Source organism: Reticulibacter mediterranei (assembly GCF_016587455.1).
In genome coordinates this window covers 8,678,057-8,693,170 of record NZ_BNJK01000001.1, presented here as the reverse complement: position 1 = coordinate 8,693,170, position 15,114 = coordinate 8,678,057, and the positions used below count along the sequence as shown (strand labels likewise).

The following is a 15,114-nucleotide window of genomic DNA, read 5'->3' as shown; positions in this document are numbered from 1 at the left end:
TAATTTTCCCTCTTGCTTAGAGGGAAAATTAGGAGGAGAAAGTGTTGGGTATCCAATGAGGGCCTACCCCAAGTTCGCCTTACAGGGCAAACATTCTAACCTCTAACATATATCCAGTATCACTCTGCTTGAGCGGGCCAGTGATGGTGATCTCTTGACCGGCTGGCAGCTCGTGGACCCGCGTAGCAAGTCGTTCGTATGCGATGACCTCGTCAGGCTCGGCTGGCTGAGGCGCACCAGCGTGCCTGTCCCACTGAACCTTGTTGGAGGGGACGAGCGGTAAGAGCTGCACCGATGGCCGTGAGTCCGGACCCGCCAGGAACAAGATACCATTGTGAACTTCGAGTTGGCCCTGCAGGGTGACCTCGACTCCTCGTATGATATAGCTCCCGTTCACTATCCGGTGAAACTGGTCCTGCCATCGGTCCAATGCTGGTAGCCCAATGTCTTCGAGGAAGAGCTTTGCAGTCGAAGCCTCTGCGTCGGGGATTGGATCGACATCTTGCACGCCCTCTAGTGTAAGGAGAGCCTCGTGGGCGCCACCCCAACATGCACCAATGCCGTATGGACATGTACCTCTAATGCCGAGGACGACCGAGGTGCCATGTGCGGCCTTGAGCACCTCGTCCCGCCGCTCGAAAGCATCTGGGAAGTGTCCGCGATCCGATGCGTCTCGGCTGACGCTGAAGACTGTCGTCTGTTCGTGGGCAGCGGCCACCCTCGTCATACTGGCGTTGGCAGTCACCTGAATGACTGTGGCGACCGAAGGCACCCCCTGTGTGTTGAGAATGAACAGCATGTAGTGTCCGGGTGGGCAGACGTTTGGCGAAGGTGGAGCAGTGACCTTCAGCCCGACACCTCCAACCACAAAATGCGGGAAGTTGATGTACTGGTTCATGTTGAACGAATGGGTGACGGACGAGAGCTGAATGAGAGTTACGCGGCCGATCTCACTTGCTTGAGGCGTGCCAACCTCGAATATGACACCATACCCGACGGAAGCAGGCGTGGACGTGATCTGAGGTCGCACACCTTTGAACAAATAGGGTGGTGAGAAGATTTGGGCGTCGCGGTGCGTATCCTCGGCGTCATTTGGGATGTCTTGCCCATTAATTGGCCTGAATTCGCCGCCACCAGCGCTTAACACCGTTGCATCCGGCAGCAGGACGGCCGTCGAGTGGTAACAGCGATCGATCAGTTCTGCAGAAAGTTCCGTCCACACGTTGTTCACCGGGTCCCACAGCTCGGCAATATGCACCGGTTGCCCTGGAGTCAGGTCATTGAATCCTGGGGTAGGACCACCACCTCCGCGCGTCCCACCTGTGACCAGCACAGTTCCGTCAGGCAGGATCGTGCCGTTATGTTGGCGACGCGGAAAGTGCATCGAGGCGGCAGGCTGCCATTGAGGGGCTGCTTTACTAAGATCGATGATTTCGGTATTCGCTGTTGGCGTGAGCGTGGGTTGATCGTTGCCTCCGCCAATGTAGATGACCTTGTCGACATCGTACATGACCGAAGGGGCGTAGTCGCGCTGAGCGTTGTTGCGTATGGCGACCGGGGTCCATTGCCCCCCGTTGGAGATGTTCAGGAACCAGGTCATATTCTCGGAGCCTGACATGAAGACGAGGCCGTTGGACGCGACATGCATCCGTGGAAACAACGGAAATGCGGCCGTGTTCTGACTCGGGAAGCCAGCGATCTGAAGCCAGTGGCCACTACTCCAGACCTGCGGGATAAAGTTGATAATTTTCTGCATGGTGCTTCCGGAGAGGACGAGGACAGTGCCATCGGGCAGGCTCGTCGCGGTTGGATACCACCTGCCGTCGTTCATTAGATCGGTCGGGCTCCAAGTATCGTCAGCCGGGTTGTATATGATCGCCTGATTGACTCCCTGACTATCTGACCAGTGCCCACCTGCTACCAGCAGGCGTCCATCGGGAAGGAACGTGTGTCCTGAGCAGAAGAGATTAACTGTCGTGCCATCGGCCAGTTTGGGCTGCTGCGTGTTCCTCGTCGCGCCAGTGATCGGGTTCCAGACGAACGGTGTGCAGAAGTGTTCATCAAGGGATTCGTTCGGATCGATACCGGTACGCCTGCCCCACATCAGCACTTCGCCGTTTGGTAACACGTGAGCGTGGATGGCGACATTGGGCAGCTTGATCACCGGACCCCACTCTCCTTTCACTGCGCTGGACTCGACGATGAACGTGAATGGATTTGCCTGCGCCTGAGCCTCGTCAGCCGTCACCGCCGATGCGGTATCGCTGGCGAGGAGGAACGTCGTCTCATGGTCACTGTAGGCGATGCGCAGGTAATATTGCACGGTGTCGCCTATCTGAAACATGTGTGCCGGGATCGCTGCCTCGTAGTACTTGTTATTGCCTGTTTGATTTTGAAATATCAGAGGCAGCTGGGTCCAGTTCGCGTCAACTTGGCGCTTGAACGACATACTGCTGCCAACTTGGAGCTGGTTGCCGGAGTTGCCGTCGCCCTGAAATTGGTTGCCAGTGAGAATCGTGACCGCAGTTCCAGGTACAATGGCCCCAACCGGGTCGCGCATACCTGCGTGCCCACGAGGCTCAGGGTTGGCTGGAATGTGCCATGCATTTCCTAGATTCGCCATAGCTAGCCTTCCTCTCCTGTATAAAGTCCTGTCATATTACAAACGACAAACAGCTGGTCTGGGTTGTGGAGCGAAATCCGCAGGCAATAGAGAGCTACACCGCTCCCCCTACGCTGTAACAACTTGCATACAAGTATCTCCAAAGAAGCTGGCTCATGAAACCAGACGGCGAAATGTTGCTTCCCGAGGTAATGCAAAACCGTTTTCCCGCGATATGCAAGCGCAGTCATGCTTTGTGAGAATGACCCAGCCTGTTCCTCTATACTTGACAAGTGTAGAGAAAAAACTATGAAAAAAGCAATAAGCAAGCTCTATAATCTATCGCTACGCAAGGCCTCATAGGTCGCGAGAGATGCGCTTTTAAGAGGACCGACGAGCACCCAATTTCTTCCTGGAAAGGAACTGTGAGTGTTCCTTTCTCTTCGAGAACTACAATGGCCTCGCCTCCTGCTCAAAGAGGTCAGACGAGTGCCGACCCTCACAATCCTCACAACTCGTGCTTCATCTTTGCAGAAGGATGAGAGCTTACTTTACGGCTCATATCACCTTATGTTAACACCAGGCTAATTAGATGACCAAATCACTCTCTTTGATCCTACACGGTTGAAAAGCTGAAATACAAGCTTCCTACGAATTTTTGACCAGGAGTACTTAAAAGAGCCGTCATTTACTTACTGTTACGCACGTTCCATCGAAGCGTATGACAGAGAAGTTCATACACTCGTTATATGTCTGTACGTATTCTTGTAGAAAGTAAAATGCCACTTTTTCTCCTAGTTTGAGCAGCTCGGCTCTCATTTTTGCAACATAGTCCTTGACACAGCTCCTATACTATCGAAGTTCTTTTTTGCAACACTGTTCTCTAAGCTGTCACCATTGAATGTGTATTCAATGGTGACAGCTTAGAGAACAGACATATGAGAGATGTTATTGTGATAGTGTTCCGTCCAGAGCTTCGATAGACGGAGCGAAAAAGTAGCCGCCGCCAGTTGGAATAACCCACTCCTCATCCGCCTGTAGTTGCACCGTTTGATTTTTTTGCGGGTGAAGTGAGATCCTCGCCATACGTGCGTGGTTGCCCTGGTTGTTTTGTCCAATAACGAGATCAAAGCCTGCGCCCTGTTGACTGAAATCCCGATTATTTACCCAGGATTTTGTCACAAATTCAAACTGCCGTTCGATAGAGGTTTGGTAAGCAATGAAGAGCAATCCACGATCAACGTTATCAGAAACTGGATCATCGAACGTCGATGGAGAAACCTTTCCATAGGGCAACCCTCGACGCAATAAGCGATGCGTCTGAGTAGCTGGTTCACTCGCTTCGCTCTCTTCACCAGGTTGAGGATTTTTGGCTCTTCCTTCAGGCGTGATATCGTCGCGTGGATATGCCTTACGGATGTGTCCAGCAAATGGACAGATCTGTGCCCCTGGATCACCCGGTGAAGGAGTAAAACTTCTGTTAGGATCTTGAGGGATATGACATTGATCACTTGTGCCTGCAGGTGGAAGTTCATCGGGTGGAGATGGGGAAGGGTTCTGGGGATCAAGAGAAGGGTCCTGATGAACAAACTCGAAATCATTATTAGCGCAATCATCATTCCCAAGCATCGGTTGGTTCCCTCCCTGCTGATCACGCATAATTGGTTCACCATCTGGCCAGCGACCAATGATCTTCGCACCAAGGAATGCAGCAGGTACATCTAATTGCTGGGCTTGGTTTTTGAGAAATGTATGAAATGCTCCCACATCCTGACGTAAGCGACGGAACACAAGGTATGAACCGTTCTTCGCCCACTCCGGCCCAGCGCTTGAGTCGTCATCTGAAGGATCTTTGATCTCTTTGGCAGGGTCCTGGTGTTGATAACCGAACACAAACTCACCGGGCCACAGTAGATCCTGACCTGGTTTACCTTGATCAGGGTCACGAGGATTCTGACGCGGTGTCAGTACGTCGTGAGCATTCTCTGAGACACGACCACGAATGCCAGGCTGTGAGACACCATCGAGAAAACCAAAGTGCTCATGACCAGATAGGATTCCTGGCAAGTTGGCCCCTTGTTCTTCATGCATAAGCACGACACCGCTAGGTATACGTTTTTTCCCAGTGGACAAATTATAGATGGTTTGTTTGATATGTTGCACCTCGCGCTGTAAATCGTGCATATCATCGCTTTGCACGATTAAAAGAATATCGGCTTCGTTCCCTGGGCCTCCAATGATCCAATTGTTTGTATTACCTTCATCATCGTTACTGGTTGGGTCACCTAGATCTTGTGAGCGAGCAGCCAATCCATCTTTAAATGCTTGATCAGTAAACCTGTCAGCATCTTGTACTAATTGCCTCAGCCCTAGGAATGAAAAGGCGATATTGATCCATGTGGCCTTCAATATTTCTGGCTCGTAGCCACGCCGATACCGAATTTTCTTAAACAGGCGATTGAAGGCAAACACCTCCTGGGCAGTAGCGATCGAAGGCGTAATCTCTTTTAACCACTGTTTGCACTGACGAGGGTTAGTAATTTTCAGGAAAAGCAATGTCTCAAAGTCTTTGAGAAAGCCGGGAATGATATTTCCCTGAATCTGATCCATATCCAGCACACGCTCATTAGATGCATCAGGGAACGCAGGATTGGGTTGATTGGACTCTGCTGCAGGTGTTTCGCGTACTGGAATAGGTGGCTGAGCAATTGCCATATCTACCTCCTCATGAAGTTAATAGATCGTTGAAACGTCTGTCGTATGATGAGAGGGATGCGAATCGTGTTCGGAACTCACTTCCTTCTCTTTTTCCAAAATCTCTGCGCACTGTCGCAGAAAATTGGGCAGATCCGATATTATGTTCTCCTGATAGGATGGATGGAAGAGCTTTTCTACGTATTGGTTATACTCACGTTCATCCATTGTCACTTCTTTCGTGTTTGCGTCGAAATGCAACGAGGGTATTGGCAACATACTTTCAAGGAAAGCTTTATGTTGTCGTCGATCTAGAGCCATTGCCTGGATTGAGGGCCCCTGGCTCAGTCTGGGCTTAGGAGTAAACGCTTGGCCTAAGCAAAAAACGGCTCCGTTGCTGTTCATGTCATCAAACTTGCTATAAATCCGCTGTATTGTCCAGGTATTTGCGCCAACTGCGATAGTATCCGCCTCGCCATTACAAATGTCCCCATTCTCTCCCACTCGAGGATCGGGATCAAACCAGGCATTTAATTGTGGATCGGTCGCCATTTCGGCAAATTCGTGGCTAGTGACCTGGGTCAGGCGTTGCTCCACGGTTTGCATGAGATGCAACGAGCAACTGGTATCGTTGGAGCACGTCTCTTTCAAGCAAGTATTATTCAGCGCAGGGATTATAGCGTAGTAGAACGGATTGTTAGCCGCCGTGACAAAAAAGCTATGGTAGCCAAAAGCGTTATCATTTTGTGGTTCGCACAATACGAGATCCTGGTTAGGATCATTGACTCCACTTTTCTCATCAAGATAGATGATGAGAGCTGTATTTGACGTTGGCTCTGGCAGTATTCCCGCATCAATAGTGGATTGAAGGATTCCGTGAATCTCTTCTTCTGTCAAGATGGCAGGGATATTGTTGACAAAGGAAGCCCGGACGAAGTTACCAGATCCAGCACCGTTTCCAGTTCCATATTGGCTCAACACGTTCATAAAATCACTGTTCAAGAGATCTTGCAAGAAGTGGTTGAGCCGTATGGCACGTTGTTGATAAGCCAGGTCACTTTGCCACAGAGAGCCCCAAAAGCTCGTATATACCTGTGGATTAGTGATGATAGGACCACCATGGAAAGTGAAGTTGGGAAATGCACCAACGGATGGGAGAGCTTTCCGTGAAACAGTTGGTATTTCTAGACCATGTACTGCTGGTGCACCCAAGGTCGGATTTACTCCTCCCCGAGCTCTTCTACGCCCTTTTTTGTGAGCTTCTACTGATACTTGAGCTAACATTGAATTAACGCCTCTTTTCTTTCCCCTTTGCTTACACAATTAGCGTAACAAAGGACTTTTCCCCAACAATAATAATATTTTCGATCAGCTAACGACGGAAATATTTAAGAATATAAATATATTTAAGTGAGTACGGATTAGCTCATAGATAAATGATAAGGTGTATATCATCTATATAGAGAGATATATAACACAATAAAAAATACAAAGCAACTACATAATTAAATATCTATAAATAGGCTGGCAAAAATTTGCATTCGATTATATTGGCATTCTTCAGATTTTGGCAAGAGCAATATACTAGATAGAAAAGAGGTTAACGGTGACGCGGTATATGGGCGAAGAGACCAGAGCAAAGTTGATTTGCAACCTGCTCTGGCTTCAGAAAACTCGCTGGATCTCCTGCTTTTCGACCACTTTGTAGATTTAGAGCAGAGAAATTTCTCGTGAACTGTAAATTCCAACATTCCACGAACTTTCCTCGTTTTGCGTGAAATAAAAGAGTGTAAAGGAAGATATATTGAACACTGGATTACATATTATTTGTAACATAAGTCTCTAATGATATCATTGTCATGTTTCATAAAAATTTGTATATCATTAGTGAGAATTGCAATAAGTTATTTCAAGCAATAATCTTAGCGCAAAATTTCTATATTCCATCTAAATCCTATCCAGAAAGGTTTTTATTTTATGGTACAAGAATTATGGCTTTATCCCCCTCTTGCTTTCTCTCGTTTAGGCCGTTCAAAGATACCATGTGATAGTTTCCGCTGGGGACCAAATGACGTACATCCCCGAGGCACAGGCAAAACAACTATTGAACCAACGCAGACCCTTCTTGTTGCAGAAGATGGTACTCTGACCTCAAAGTTGCCGGATAAAATCGAGTTTAAAGATGCAGACGGATTTAAGCCTGTCTGCCCCTTTTTGGGTTGTGTTGCAAGAAGAAAGCTGATCTGGTAGAGTGAACGGAAACCAGCCAAAAAGGACTTCCAGTATGAGCAACCAGAGTCAGCATCCCTTCAAATGGCGGCAGTTCCAGCCCGAGATCATTGTGCTGTGTGTGCGTTGGTATCTTCGGTATGCGCTGAGTTATCGGGATCTGGAAGAAATAATGCTCGAACGGGGTCTGCACATCGATCATACCACCATTTATCGTTGGGTACAGCAGTACGCACCCGAGATGGAGAAGCGCTGCCGACCTCATTTGAAAGGGTTCACCGACTCCTGGAAAGTCGATGAGACGTACATCAAAATCAAAAAAGTGTGGGTGTATCTCTATCGAGCCGTCGATTCTCGGGGGAACACCCTGGAGTTTCTTTTGAGTCCGACACGCAATGCCGAAGCGGCCAAAGGCTTCTTTGTCAAAGCTCTCCAACCCTCAGCTTGTTCAACGGCTTCACCCGAGTTGGATAACGTGCAAATGGGGAGGAAAGTGGGGTTCTCCACACCAGAGTCTGCCCCACGAGTCATCAATACGGATAAGCATGCAGCCTATCCCAAAGCGATTGCCGATCTCAAAGCCGCTGGAGTCCTGCCTCAGTATGTGGAATTGAGACAGGTGAAGTACCTCAACAATCTGATTGAACAAGATCATCGCTTCATCAAACGCTTGACGAAGCCGGGCATGGGTTTCTCCTCGTTCGAGACAGCGTGGCGAACATTACAAGGATATGAGGCGATGAACATGATCAGAAAGGGACAACTGCGAGGAGTGGCGAAAGGTGATGTGAGAAGCCAGATGGCATTGATCTCTGAACTGTTTGGAGTGGCTGCCTAAGAAGGTCGAGAAGGCCTCATCCTACACTCAATTATTTCGTCCCATATTTCTTGCAACACAACCCGCAGATCTCCGCGATCTCGCGCAAAGACATAGTCGGTAATTCGACGCGCAGGTCAACAATCAATTGCCGCATATCTGGCGGCAAGCTCCGCGCCGTTTCCTGTGGCTGTTTGCGGGGCCGGGATGCAAACAAACTGACCATGCCCTGCTCGTCAAAAGCATCGGCTTTGTTATGCTTCTAAGATCAGAAGAATAATGCTTAAATAGAGGCTTGTGCAGAAGATACACTGTACAAACCTCTATTTGACCAAAGCTACTTGAAAGCGAAACATGAATATGTCACAAGCTTTTGTGTTTCTCTATTGGTCTAAGTCATAAAAGGTATTTTTGGAAGACAATATTACCTAATGATTTTATTATCTTTCCATATCATTCCCCTTCTCTTGTTACACAAATATCTAGCAGCTCTTCATGCAGAAATAGTAGCATATTCCTCTGCATTTGTCTAACCCTAGCCAAACCATCAATCAGGAAAGAGAAACAGTATCCTTCATCATCTGACCGAAGAGCGAGGTGAACAGTCTTCAGATGCATCTCAAACGCATAGGTAGTGTAGTTTCTCCTGAGAGGCGTTATCGCCAAGAAGATCTGCCTTATTAGAGAATAAAACGTCGCCGCAAGAAAATGGTTCACGTGGCAAGAGACGATGCTAGAACAGCGAAGTTTTCCGCTCACACTGCAAGGGAAACCCACGTTCTCTTGCTCCTGCTCGCTCACATCTCCCTTCTTCCTGGCGTCTGATCCTTAGATTCTTGGACACCTGTGCAGTTCACGTTTTCTTTGGCACAGCCAGAAGGGGTATCAGAGGAGCAAGTCACGCTGCTTGTGCGCTCGTTCTCCCTCTTCTGAGTGTAGGGAGCAAGCAGTATGCAGAGCAACCAGGAGGGGATCTCTTCGTCTCTATGTTAGGGCGAAGGTTCTTCCTCTTGGGGGTCATCGTACTTTTGTCGGACAAGCAGGCGAAGGAGTGCTTCGACATCTCCGTTGGTATGTAGGTAGAGAGCGTCAAATAATTCTCTAGAATCCGTTGACTCTGAGGATGCTCTATGTTTAAAGACGCAAGGCAAATCGTGACAGCCCGTAGCATGAATGGTTCTGCCTCAACGTAACGACCCTGCTTCGCATAGAGAGTAGCTAGATTATTCAGGCTGGTGACCGTATCGAGATGCGTAGTCCCCAACTGTTCCTCTCGGATGGCAAGCGCTTGCCGATACAACGGTTCTGCCTTGGCATAACGGCCCTGACGCTTATAGAGAGCAGCCAGATTATTCAGGCACGGAGCCGTATCGGGATGAGAGACTCCCAACTGCTCCTCAGAGAGAGCAAGCGCTCTCTGATAGTTACTTTAAGTTGAAGCATGATGAGTGGATTCCGCAGATCATTGATGATCCCAAACTACCAGCTTTGATTCTGGAGGGAGGAAAGCAACTCTCGCTCAAGCTGGTCTTGGCCCATTTTCATGGAGATGCCTGCCTTTGACGAAGGGAGCGCACCACAATGCTTGCTTGGCTCTGGCTTGTAGAGAGTCAGCTCTGCTCCCTTGCCCGTGCCACACGAGCGGCAGAGTGGCTCTTGACGAGCGCCAACCAGGACCGTCACGATCACGAAAAAACAGCAGGAAGAGCCGAGAAGAGAGAGAACCTTGCAAATCTATTGAGATGGTGTTTTGAGGAGGAACATGTCTCTCATCTGACTCGGCCAGAAATCGCTCATTACGTAGTTGAGGTGACAAAAGAGTTGGCAGATCTCCTTGGTATCTCCATTGATGAGGGGACAGGCAAGAGCGAAAACTGAGCCGAGAGAGAGTGTGCGTTCTATTGTAAGCGTGGAATAGAATGAGTGTCAAATGACGCAAAAGATCATCGCAAGCATGGAATAGCTCTACAGTCAACGTGGAAAAAGTCTGGTAATCTCTGCTAAGCGTGGAAAACATGCTATGTGTATCTTAAAGCCTTTCTTCGTTGTCTCCCTTACTAAGTGAGATTGTACTTTAAGGATTTTTCCCTGCGATACTTGAACTCGTTGATGCCCTTGGTAACGGAATAGCTCATAGTGTACCTTGCCATATTAGTCAGTCCCGTTGCCATAATTCTTTGTCATTAGCAAAGAATTATGGTAGTTTCATAGAAGAGAACCAATTCACGACCAATTTCGTGCTGCTGCAAGCTACTTGCACCACTCTCGCATTCTAAACTCAGGGTACTGTTCATTTCGTCATACTATTTACTTCATCTTTGCTATATCAAGCACGTATGACCAAGGGCTTTTGAGCTTTTCTGATGTTGCTTTCTTCCAATCTAGGAGCGATTTGGCAGCAAAGAGGGAGAGTGCAGCCCCAATCCCAACAGGAGCGAAAATACCCATCCCTAAGAGTGAGGCAAGAGAAGCAGCAAGAGCCGGAGGCGTGAGTGACAACCCAAAAGTACTGATGACCATCTCTACTTTAGCACGCGTATAGACCTTTTTTGTCTCCTCAATTCGTTCTTTTGCAATATCTATCACTCTCTCTTTGAGGACATCTAATTGTCCTTCAGAAGCCACATCAGCAAACTCATTCACAAGTGCTTGGATTTCCTTTTCATACTTGAAGCGTTGTGTCGCAAACTCTGTTCGAAATTCTGCTAGACGTTCTTGTTCCATAGTTAAGAAGTTTTTGGGAAGATACGCTTGAAGAACCGATGCCGCTACTTCTCCCTGAATAGTTCTAAAATCATGAAAAACGATATCAGTAAATTGTTCGCCATCAGCCACGAGATCGCGCTTTGCCTCAAGAGCCGCCTTCGATGCACACAGCGACAAATAATAGAGTGCAATATCTTTCGGAAGATGGATGATAGACTGGGTTTCTTCGACAGTGATAAGATGTTGCTGCCAAATCTGCTCTGCCTTTTTCTCGAACATCTCTGCGCCCCTAGAGTCACCAGCAACCTTTTTCTTCCAAGCTTGTTCCCGTAACTCTGCATATGCTTCATGCGCTGATCCAGGCTTGGGGCGTGATACCTCGAAAGGAGCCTCTATCGGCATTTTATTGTGCAGATAGGTTTCCTCCTCCCAATCGGGAATCTGAGCCTTAATAGCATGAGTCTCTGTCCACGCAAGGTTATGCTTCCTTAAAAGATCAAGAAAACCTCGCTGCATGCCCATCTTGCCCCCATGAATAGTAGTAAACATACTATCTACTGCTTTATGTTCAACAGATGCTTCAGAAGAGCGTGCAAGTTCTCCTGAAACAATGATGGGATTTGCTTCACGTAATGCTTGGCTTAGACTACGAGCCTCCGAATGGAGCGCTCCAGTTTTCAGTTTTTCTCCTCGCGCATCAATCCACTGTTCGAACTGTCTTTGGACTTCCAGGTCTGCTGCCTTCTCAAGGTCTATATCGACGAGAAGCCCCCCAAGAGCATTGTTCAAGTTTTGTATAGTTTGTGGGTCATGACGCCAGCCATGTGGTCGGAGTCTGTAAACCTTATCCCAGCAGAGCGCCGCAATCTTTAGCCATTCAGTGGTAGGGTAAATATGAGGGTAATAAACAACTGTGTTCATCAGCGTTTGCTCCTTCGATGGAAAGGATGTCAGTTCTATGATTACGGCATATTTACTATTATATCCTCTATTTTAGCAAGTGAGCCCGCCCCACTTTCGTGGAGTCGCGAGTGGTTGGAACTGAGAGGAGCCAATCTGACCAGAGCTGCTTTAGAATATCTAGCCCAAGAAGGAGCCGGGCGCTCCCGATGGACATGGTTTCCGCCCCTTCCTGATTACACCTTAGAAACAGAAGCATTATACTGGTGGCAGCTAGGAGACCTCTATCGGTACTCGGATGAGAGCAAAGCGATAGTGTACTATGAAAAGGCTTGCACGCGTCTAGAAACGGAGGAAATCGTCCAGCAATCACTTGCAGAGGCGTATTTGGCGTTTGCCCGCCAACGCTATCGTGAGAAAGCCTACGAGCAAATGCTTTTACCTCTGAAGAAAGCAATCAAACTGCGGCCAGCATATCAGAATCTTTACTATGAGCGGGGCATTACCTATAACTACTTACGCCGCTACGAGGAGGCGCTAGCGGATCTCAACCACGCGCTGTCCCTTAATCAGTACGATGATCGTTCCTATCGTGATCGAGGAATGATTTTACTCGGTTTAGAGAAGAGAGAACAGGCATCAAGTGATTTCAAACGCGCCAGCGAATTGAGACCGATGGATGTTGAGCTGAGGTGGATAGACTGCTGGGGACACATTGGTCTTGACCCAGAAAAATGTGGAAGGTAAACTTGAGAAAGTGGACGTCTCCAGAAAGGGTCAGGATCATGCAAAAGAAACAACGGACGTTTACACGAGAGTTTAAAGAAGAAGCAGTGCATCTTGCAAGCACCAGTGGCAAGCCCATGATCCCGCATTGCGCGAGAGCTAGGCATTGCTGATAGCACATTGCATCACTGGTGTAAGGAGTTTTCCGAGCACGGAGCGCAGGCCTTTCCAGGAAGCGGTCACCAGACTCCACAAGAGGAAGAAATCCGCCACTTAAAGCGAGAACTGGAAATTACACGACAGGAGCGCGACATATTAAAAAAAGCGCTGGGCATCTTCTCGCGCGGCCAGCTCTGACCTTTCCGTTCATTGCAGAGCACTGCCAGCAGTATCCAGTCACCGTGCTCTGCCAGACACTTGAGGTCTCTGAGAGTGGCTACTCTGCCTGGAAGAAGCGAGAGCCTTCTGTACACTGCCGAGAGGATGCCCGCTTAGCCGCCGAAATCCAACAGCTTTTTCTGGAGTACCGTCAGATCTATGGCAGTCCACGTCTTCATGCACTGCTCAAGGAACGAGGCATCCAGTGTGCTCGCAAACGAGTCGCACGCTTGATGCGCGAACTCGGCTTGTCAGCTCAGACGAAGCGTTCGCATAAACCGACGACGAAAAGCGATCCCCATGCCCGTTTTGCTCCCAATCTGCTCCAACGAGAGTTTCGCGCAGATGCACCCAATACCAAGTGGGTCACAGATACCAAAGCTGTCGAGACTGCTGAGGGCTGGTTCTATCTCGCAATTATTCTGGATCTGTTCTCGCGCACAGTGGTCGGATGGGCGATGGCAGCAAGCGAAGATTCCGCGCTCACCGAGCTGGCGCTGCGCATGGCTGTAGCCAGACGACAGCCTGGATCGGATTTGCTTCATCACAGTGATCGGGGCACTGCGTTTACCAGTGATCGCTATCAAACCGCGTTACAGGAGTACGGAATTGAAGTGAGTATGAGTCGCACGGCTAACTGTTGGGATAATGCGGCCATGGAATCGTTCTTCGCTACCCTCGCGAAAGAGTGTACCAATCGGATACGTTTCCAGACGAGGCAGCAGGCCCGTACAGCCATTTTCGAGTATCTCGAATGTTTTTACAACCCCATCCGTTTGCATTCGACGTTACAGTATATCAGTCCGCTTGCTTTCGAGCAGGCTTCTGAAAAATAGGATGAGTTAATCTTCACATTTATCAACTACATTTTTCTGGGTGAATTCCATTCTGCTGTCGTTCTGGTTGCTCGCTCTGCACCAAGCATGACCAAGCCCGTCAAGAGCGCTTCTCTATTGCTCATCTGGGCAAGAAACGGCTGAGTGCCAAAAACGTTCGTTTCCTGCAACAAAAGAGGAGTTGCTTCGCTCACATCGAAGCAACTCCCTTTCACAAAAGGGGAGGATCAAGGTGCGACTTGCACCGAGCGTGGGCCTTTAGGCGAACTGGATCACCATGAGCACTATGGATACCACGCAGATCGATGCACGCACCCAGTTCGCCATCTGAAGTTTCCGACGATCCTCCCTGAGTTGCTGAACTATATCTGGTTGAGACAGATCACGTTTTGCAAGAACAAGAAGCCGTCTGTAAATTGGGAGATTGAAAACCTTTCCAGCAACCGAGGACAACAAAAAGAAGATCAAGCCCGCTATGAACCACCAATGGTTGAAACCGTAGAAGATGAAGTAGGGGATCATAGCAACAAAGGTAATGCTCGATGTAACGACGGCATACACCGACCCGACCCCACGTTTGTACAACAACGGCATGAAACGTCCGAACGAGGCTTCGGCCAGATCGTTCATAATCTGCTGGAGCACGTCTGCAATCCACACCAGATACCCAGCGTTAAGGACAGATGGGGTCAAAATCAAGATTTCGGCAAATGTTTGAGTCATAGGGAAGTACCTCCTCTTTGCTATCTGCGCTATTTGCTTTCAACCAAAAAGATTGGATGGGTGAGTACCGCACGCTCAAATTCCTCCAGTGAAGAGTCTGCGGTGACACCATAGGAGCGAGCGAAGGGGTTGCCGCCCTTGATATCTTCTCGCAGCACGAGGGCCGCCTCATCTTTAGGCAGTTCTCTGATGTGGACTGTTTCAGATCGACGCCCACGCGTGAGTACTGCCTCTCCCGCTGCACGCAGATTGCGCACCCAATCGACGATTCCATACACCGAACCCACATAGCGCTTCCCATTGCGCTCAATAATCGCTAGCGCGACCGTGCGCGGCAGCCCGCTTTTGCGCCCCCGCACTGTGAGCAGATACATAGGATAGTTCCCAAAGAAAATGAAAGGTCCTACGAGCTTGAAGCCCGCGCGCAGCAAGGTCAATGTCAGAAGATTTCCCAGATGTACAAACATCGGGACTTTAGATGTTTTTGCCATATGTACCTCCTC

Annotated in this window: 12 protein-coding genes and 3 pseudogenes; 6 read left to right on the top strand and 9 right to left on the bottom strand. The window is 48.9% G+C overall.

The features are described from left to right. Positions 1-79: 79 nt before the first annotated feature. From K3T83_RS37345 to K3T83_RS37335, 3 genes are all read right to left on the bottom strand, one after another. Positions 80-2,623, bottom strand: a complete 2,544-nt coding sequence (locus tag K3T83_RS37345; RefSeq protein WP_220207984.1) for a galactose oxidase early set domain-containing protein — start codon at positions 2,621-2,623, stop codon at positions 80-82. 927 nt (positions 2,624-3,550) lie between these two features. Beyond that, positions 3,551-5,317, bottom strand: coding sequence for a Dyp-type peroxidase (locus K3T83_RS37340; protein WP_220207983.1), 1,767 nt, complete (start codon positions 5,315-5,317; stop codon positions 3,551-3,553). Between the two features lie 18 nt (positions 5,318-5,335). After that, the gene (locus tag K3T83_RS37335) at positions 5,336-6,580 is read right to left on the bottom strand and encodes a hypothetical protein (protein ID WP_220207982.1); all 1,245 of its coding nucleotides are present in this window, start codon (positions 6,578-6,580) and stop codon (positions 5,336-5,338) included. 693 nt (positions 6,581-7,273) lie between these two features. On the opposite strand from K3T83_RS37335, the gene K3T83_RS37330 reads away from it, so the two are divergent. Together K3T83_RS37330 and K3T83_RS37325 are read left to right on the top strand one after the other, a co-directional pair. Further along, positions 7,274-7,546: a hypothetical protein gene (locus tag K3T83_RS37330; protein WP_220207981.1), complete on the top strand. Its 273-nt coding sequence runs from the start codon at positions 7,274-7,276 to the stop codon at positions 7,544-7,546. A 34-nt stretch (positions 7,547-7,580) separates the two neighbouring features. Next, positions 7,581-8,363, top strand: coding sequence for an IS6 family transposase (locus K3T83_RS37325; RefSeq protein ID WP_220207980.1), 783 nt, complete (start codon positions 7,581-7,583; stop codon positions 8,361-8,363). 31 nt (positions 8,364-8,394) lie between these two features. Here K3T83_RS37325 and K3T83_RS37320 read toward each other — a convergent pair whose 3' ends face one another. Both K3T83_RS37320 and K3T83_RS37315 read right to left on the bottom strand, forming a co-directional pair. Continuing rightward, positions 8,395-8,568 carry a hypothetical protein gene (locus tag K3T83_RS37320; RefSeq protein WP_220207979.1) on the bottom strand — a complete coding sequence of 58 codons (174 nt, stop codon included), beginning with the start codon at positions 8,566-8,568 and terminating at the stop codon, positions 8,395-8,397. 672 nt (positions 8,569-9,240) lie between these two features. Beyond that, positions 9,241-9,756: pseudogene (locus K3T83_RS37315) on the bottom strand (tetratricopeptide repeat protein); the annotation flags it as partial. Positions 9,757-9,923: 167 nt separating this feature from the next. Here K3T83_RS37315 and K3T83_RS37310 point away from each other — a divergent pair. Next, on the top strand, positions 9,924-10,220 hold the full coding sequence (locus K3T83_RS37310) for a hypothetical protein (RefSeq protein ID WP_220207977.1): 297 nt from the start codon (positions 9,924-9,926) through the stop codon (positions 10,218-10,220). A 429-nt stretch (positions 10,221-10,649) separates the two neighbouring features. Here the strand turns inward: K3T83_RS37310 and K3T83_RS37305 are convergent, their stop codons facing one another. Then, positions 10,650-11,969 (bottom strand): hypothetical protein, encoded by a 1,320-nt coding sequence (locus K3T83_RS37305; RefSeq protein ID WP_220207976.1) that lies wholly within the window; start codon positions 11,967-11,969, stop codon positions 10,650-10,652. A 114-nt stretch (positions 11,970-12,083) separates the two neighbouring features. Between K3T83_RS37305 and K3T83_RS37300 the strand changes: the two genes are divergently transcribed. The 3 genes and pseudogenes from K3T83_RS37300 to K3T83_RS37290 all read left to right on the top strand — a co-directional run. Then, entirely contained in the window at positions 12,084-12,695 is a 612-nt protein-coding gene (locus K3T83_RS37300) for a tetratricopeptide repeat protein (RefSeq protein ID WP_220207975.1), read from the top strand. 159 nt (positions 12,696-12,854) lie between these two features. After that, positions 12,855-12,902: pseudogene (locus K3T83_RS58655) on the top strand (hypothetical protein); the annotation flags it as partial. A 38-nt stretch (positions 12,903-12,940) separates the two neighbouring features. Then, positions 12,941-13,888: pseudogene (locus K3T83_RS37290) on the top strand (IS3 family transposase); the annotation flags it as partial. Positions 13,889-13,914: 26 nt separating this feature from the next. Here the strand turns inward: K3T83_RS37290 and K3T83_RS37285 are convergent. The 3 genes from K3T83_RS37285 to K3T83_RS37275 form a co-directional block, all read right to left on the bottom strand. Then, positions 13,915-14,082, bottom strand: a complete 168-nt coding sequence (locus tag K3T83_RS37285; protein ID WP_220207972.1) for a hypothetical protein — start codon at positions 14,080-14,082, stop codon at positions 13,915-13,917. 64 nt (positions 14,083-14,146) lie between these two features. Continuing rightward, on the bottom strand, positions 14,147-14,611 hold the full coding sequence (locus K3T83_RS37280; RefSeq protein WP_220207971.1) for a hypothetical protein: 465 nt from the start codon (positions 14,609-14,611) through the stop codon (positions 14,147-14,149). Between the two features lie 29 nt (positions 14,612-14,640). After that, positions 14,641-15,102 (bottom strand): nitroreductase family deazaflavin-dependent oxidoreductase, encoded by a 462-nt coding sequence (locus tag K3T83_RS37275; protein ID WP_220207970.1) that lies wholly within the window; start codon positions 15,100-15,102, stop codon positions 14,641-14,643. Positions 15,103-15,114: the final 12 nt, after the last annotated feature.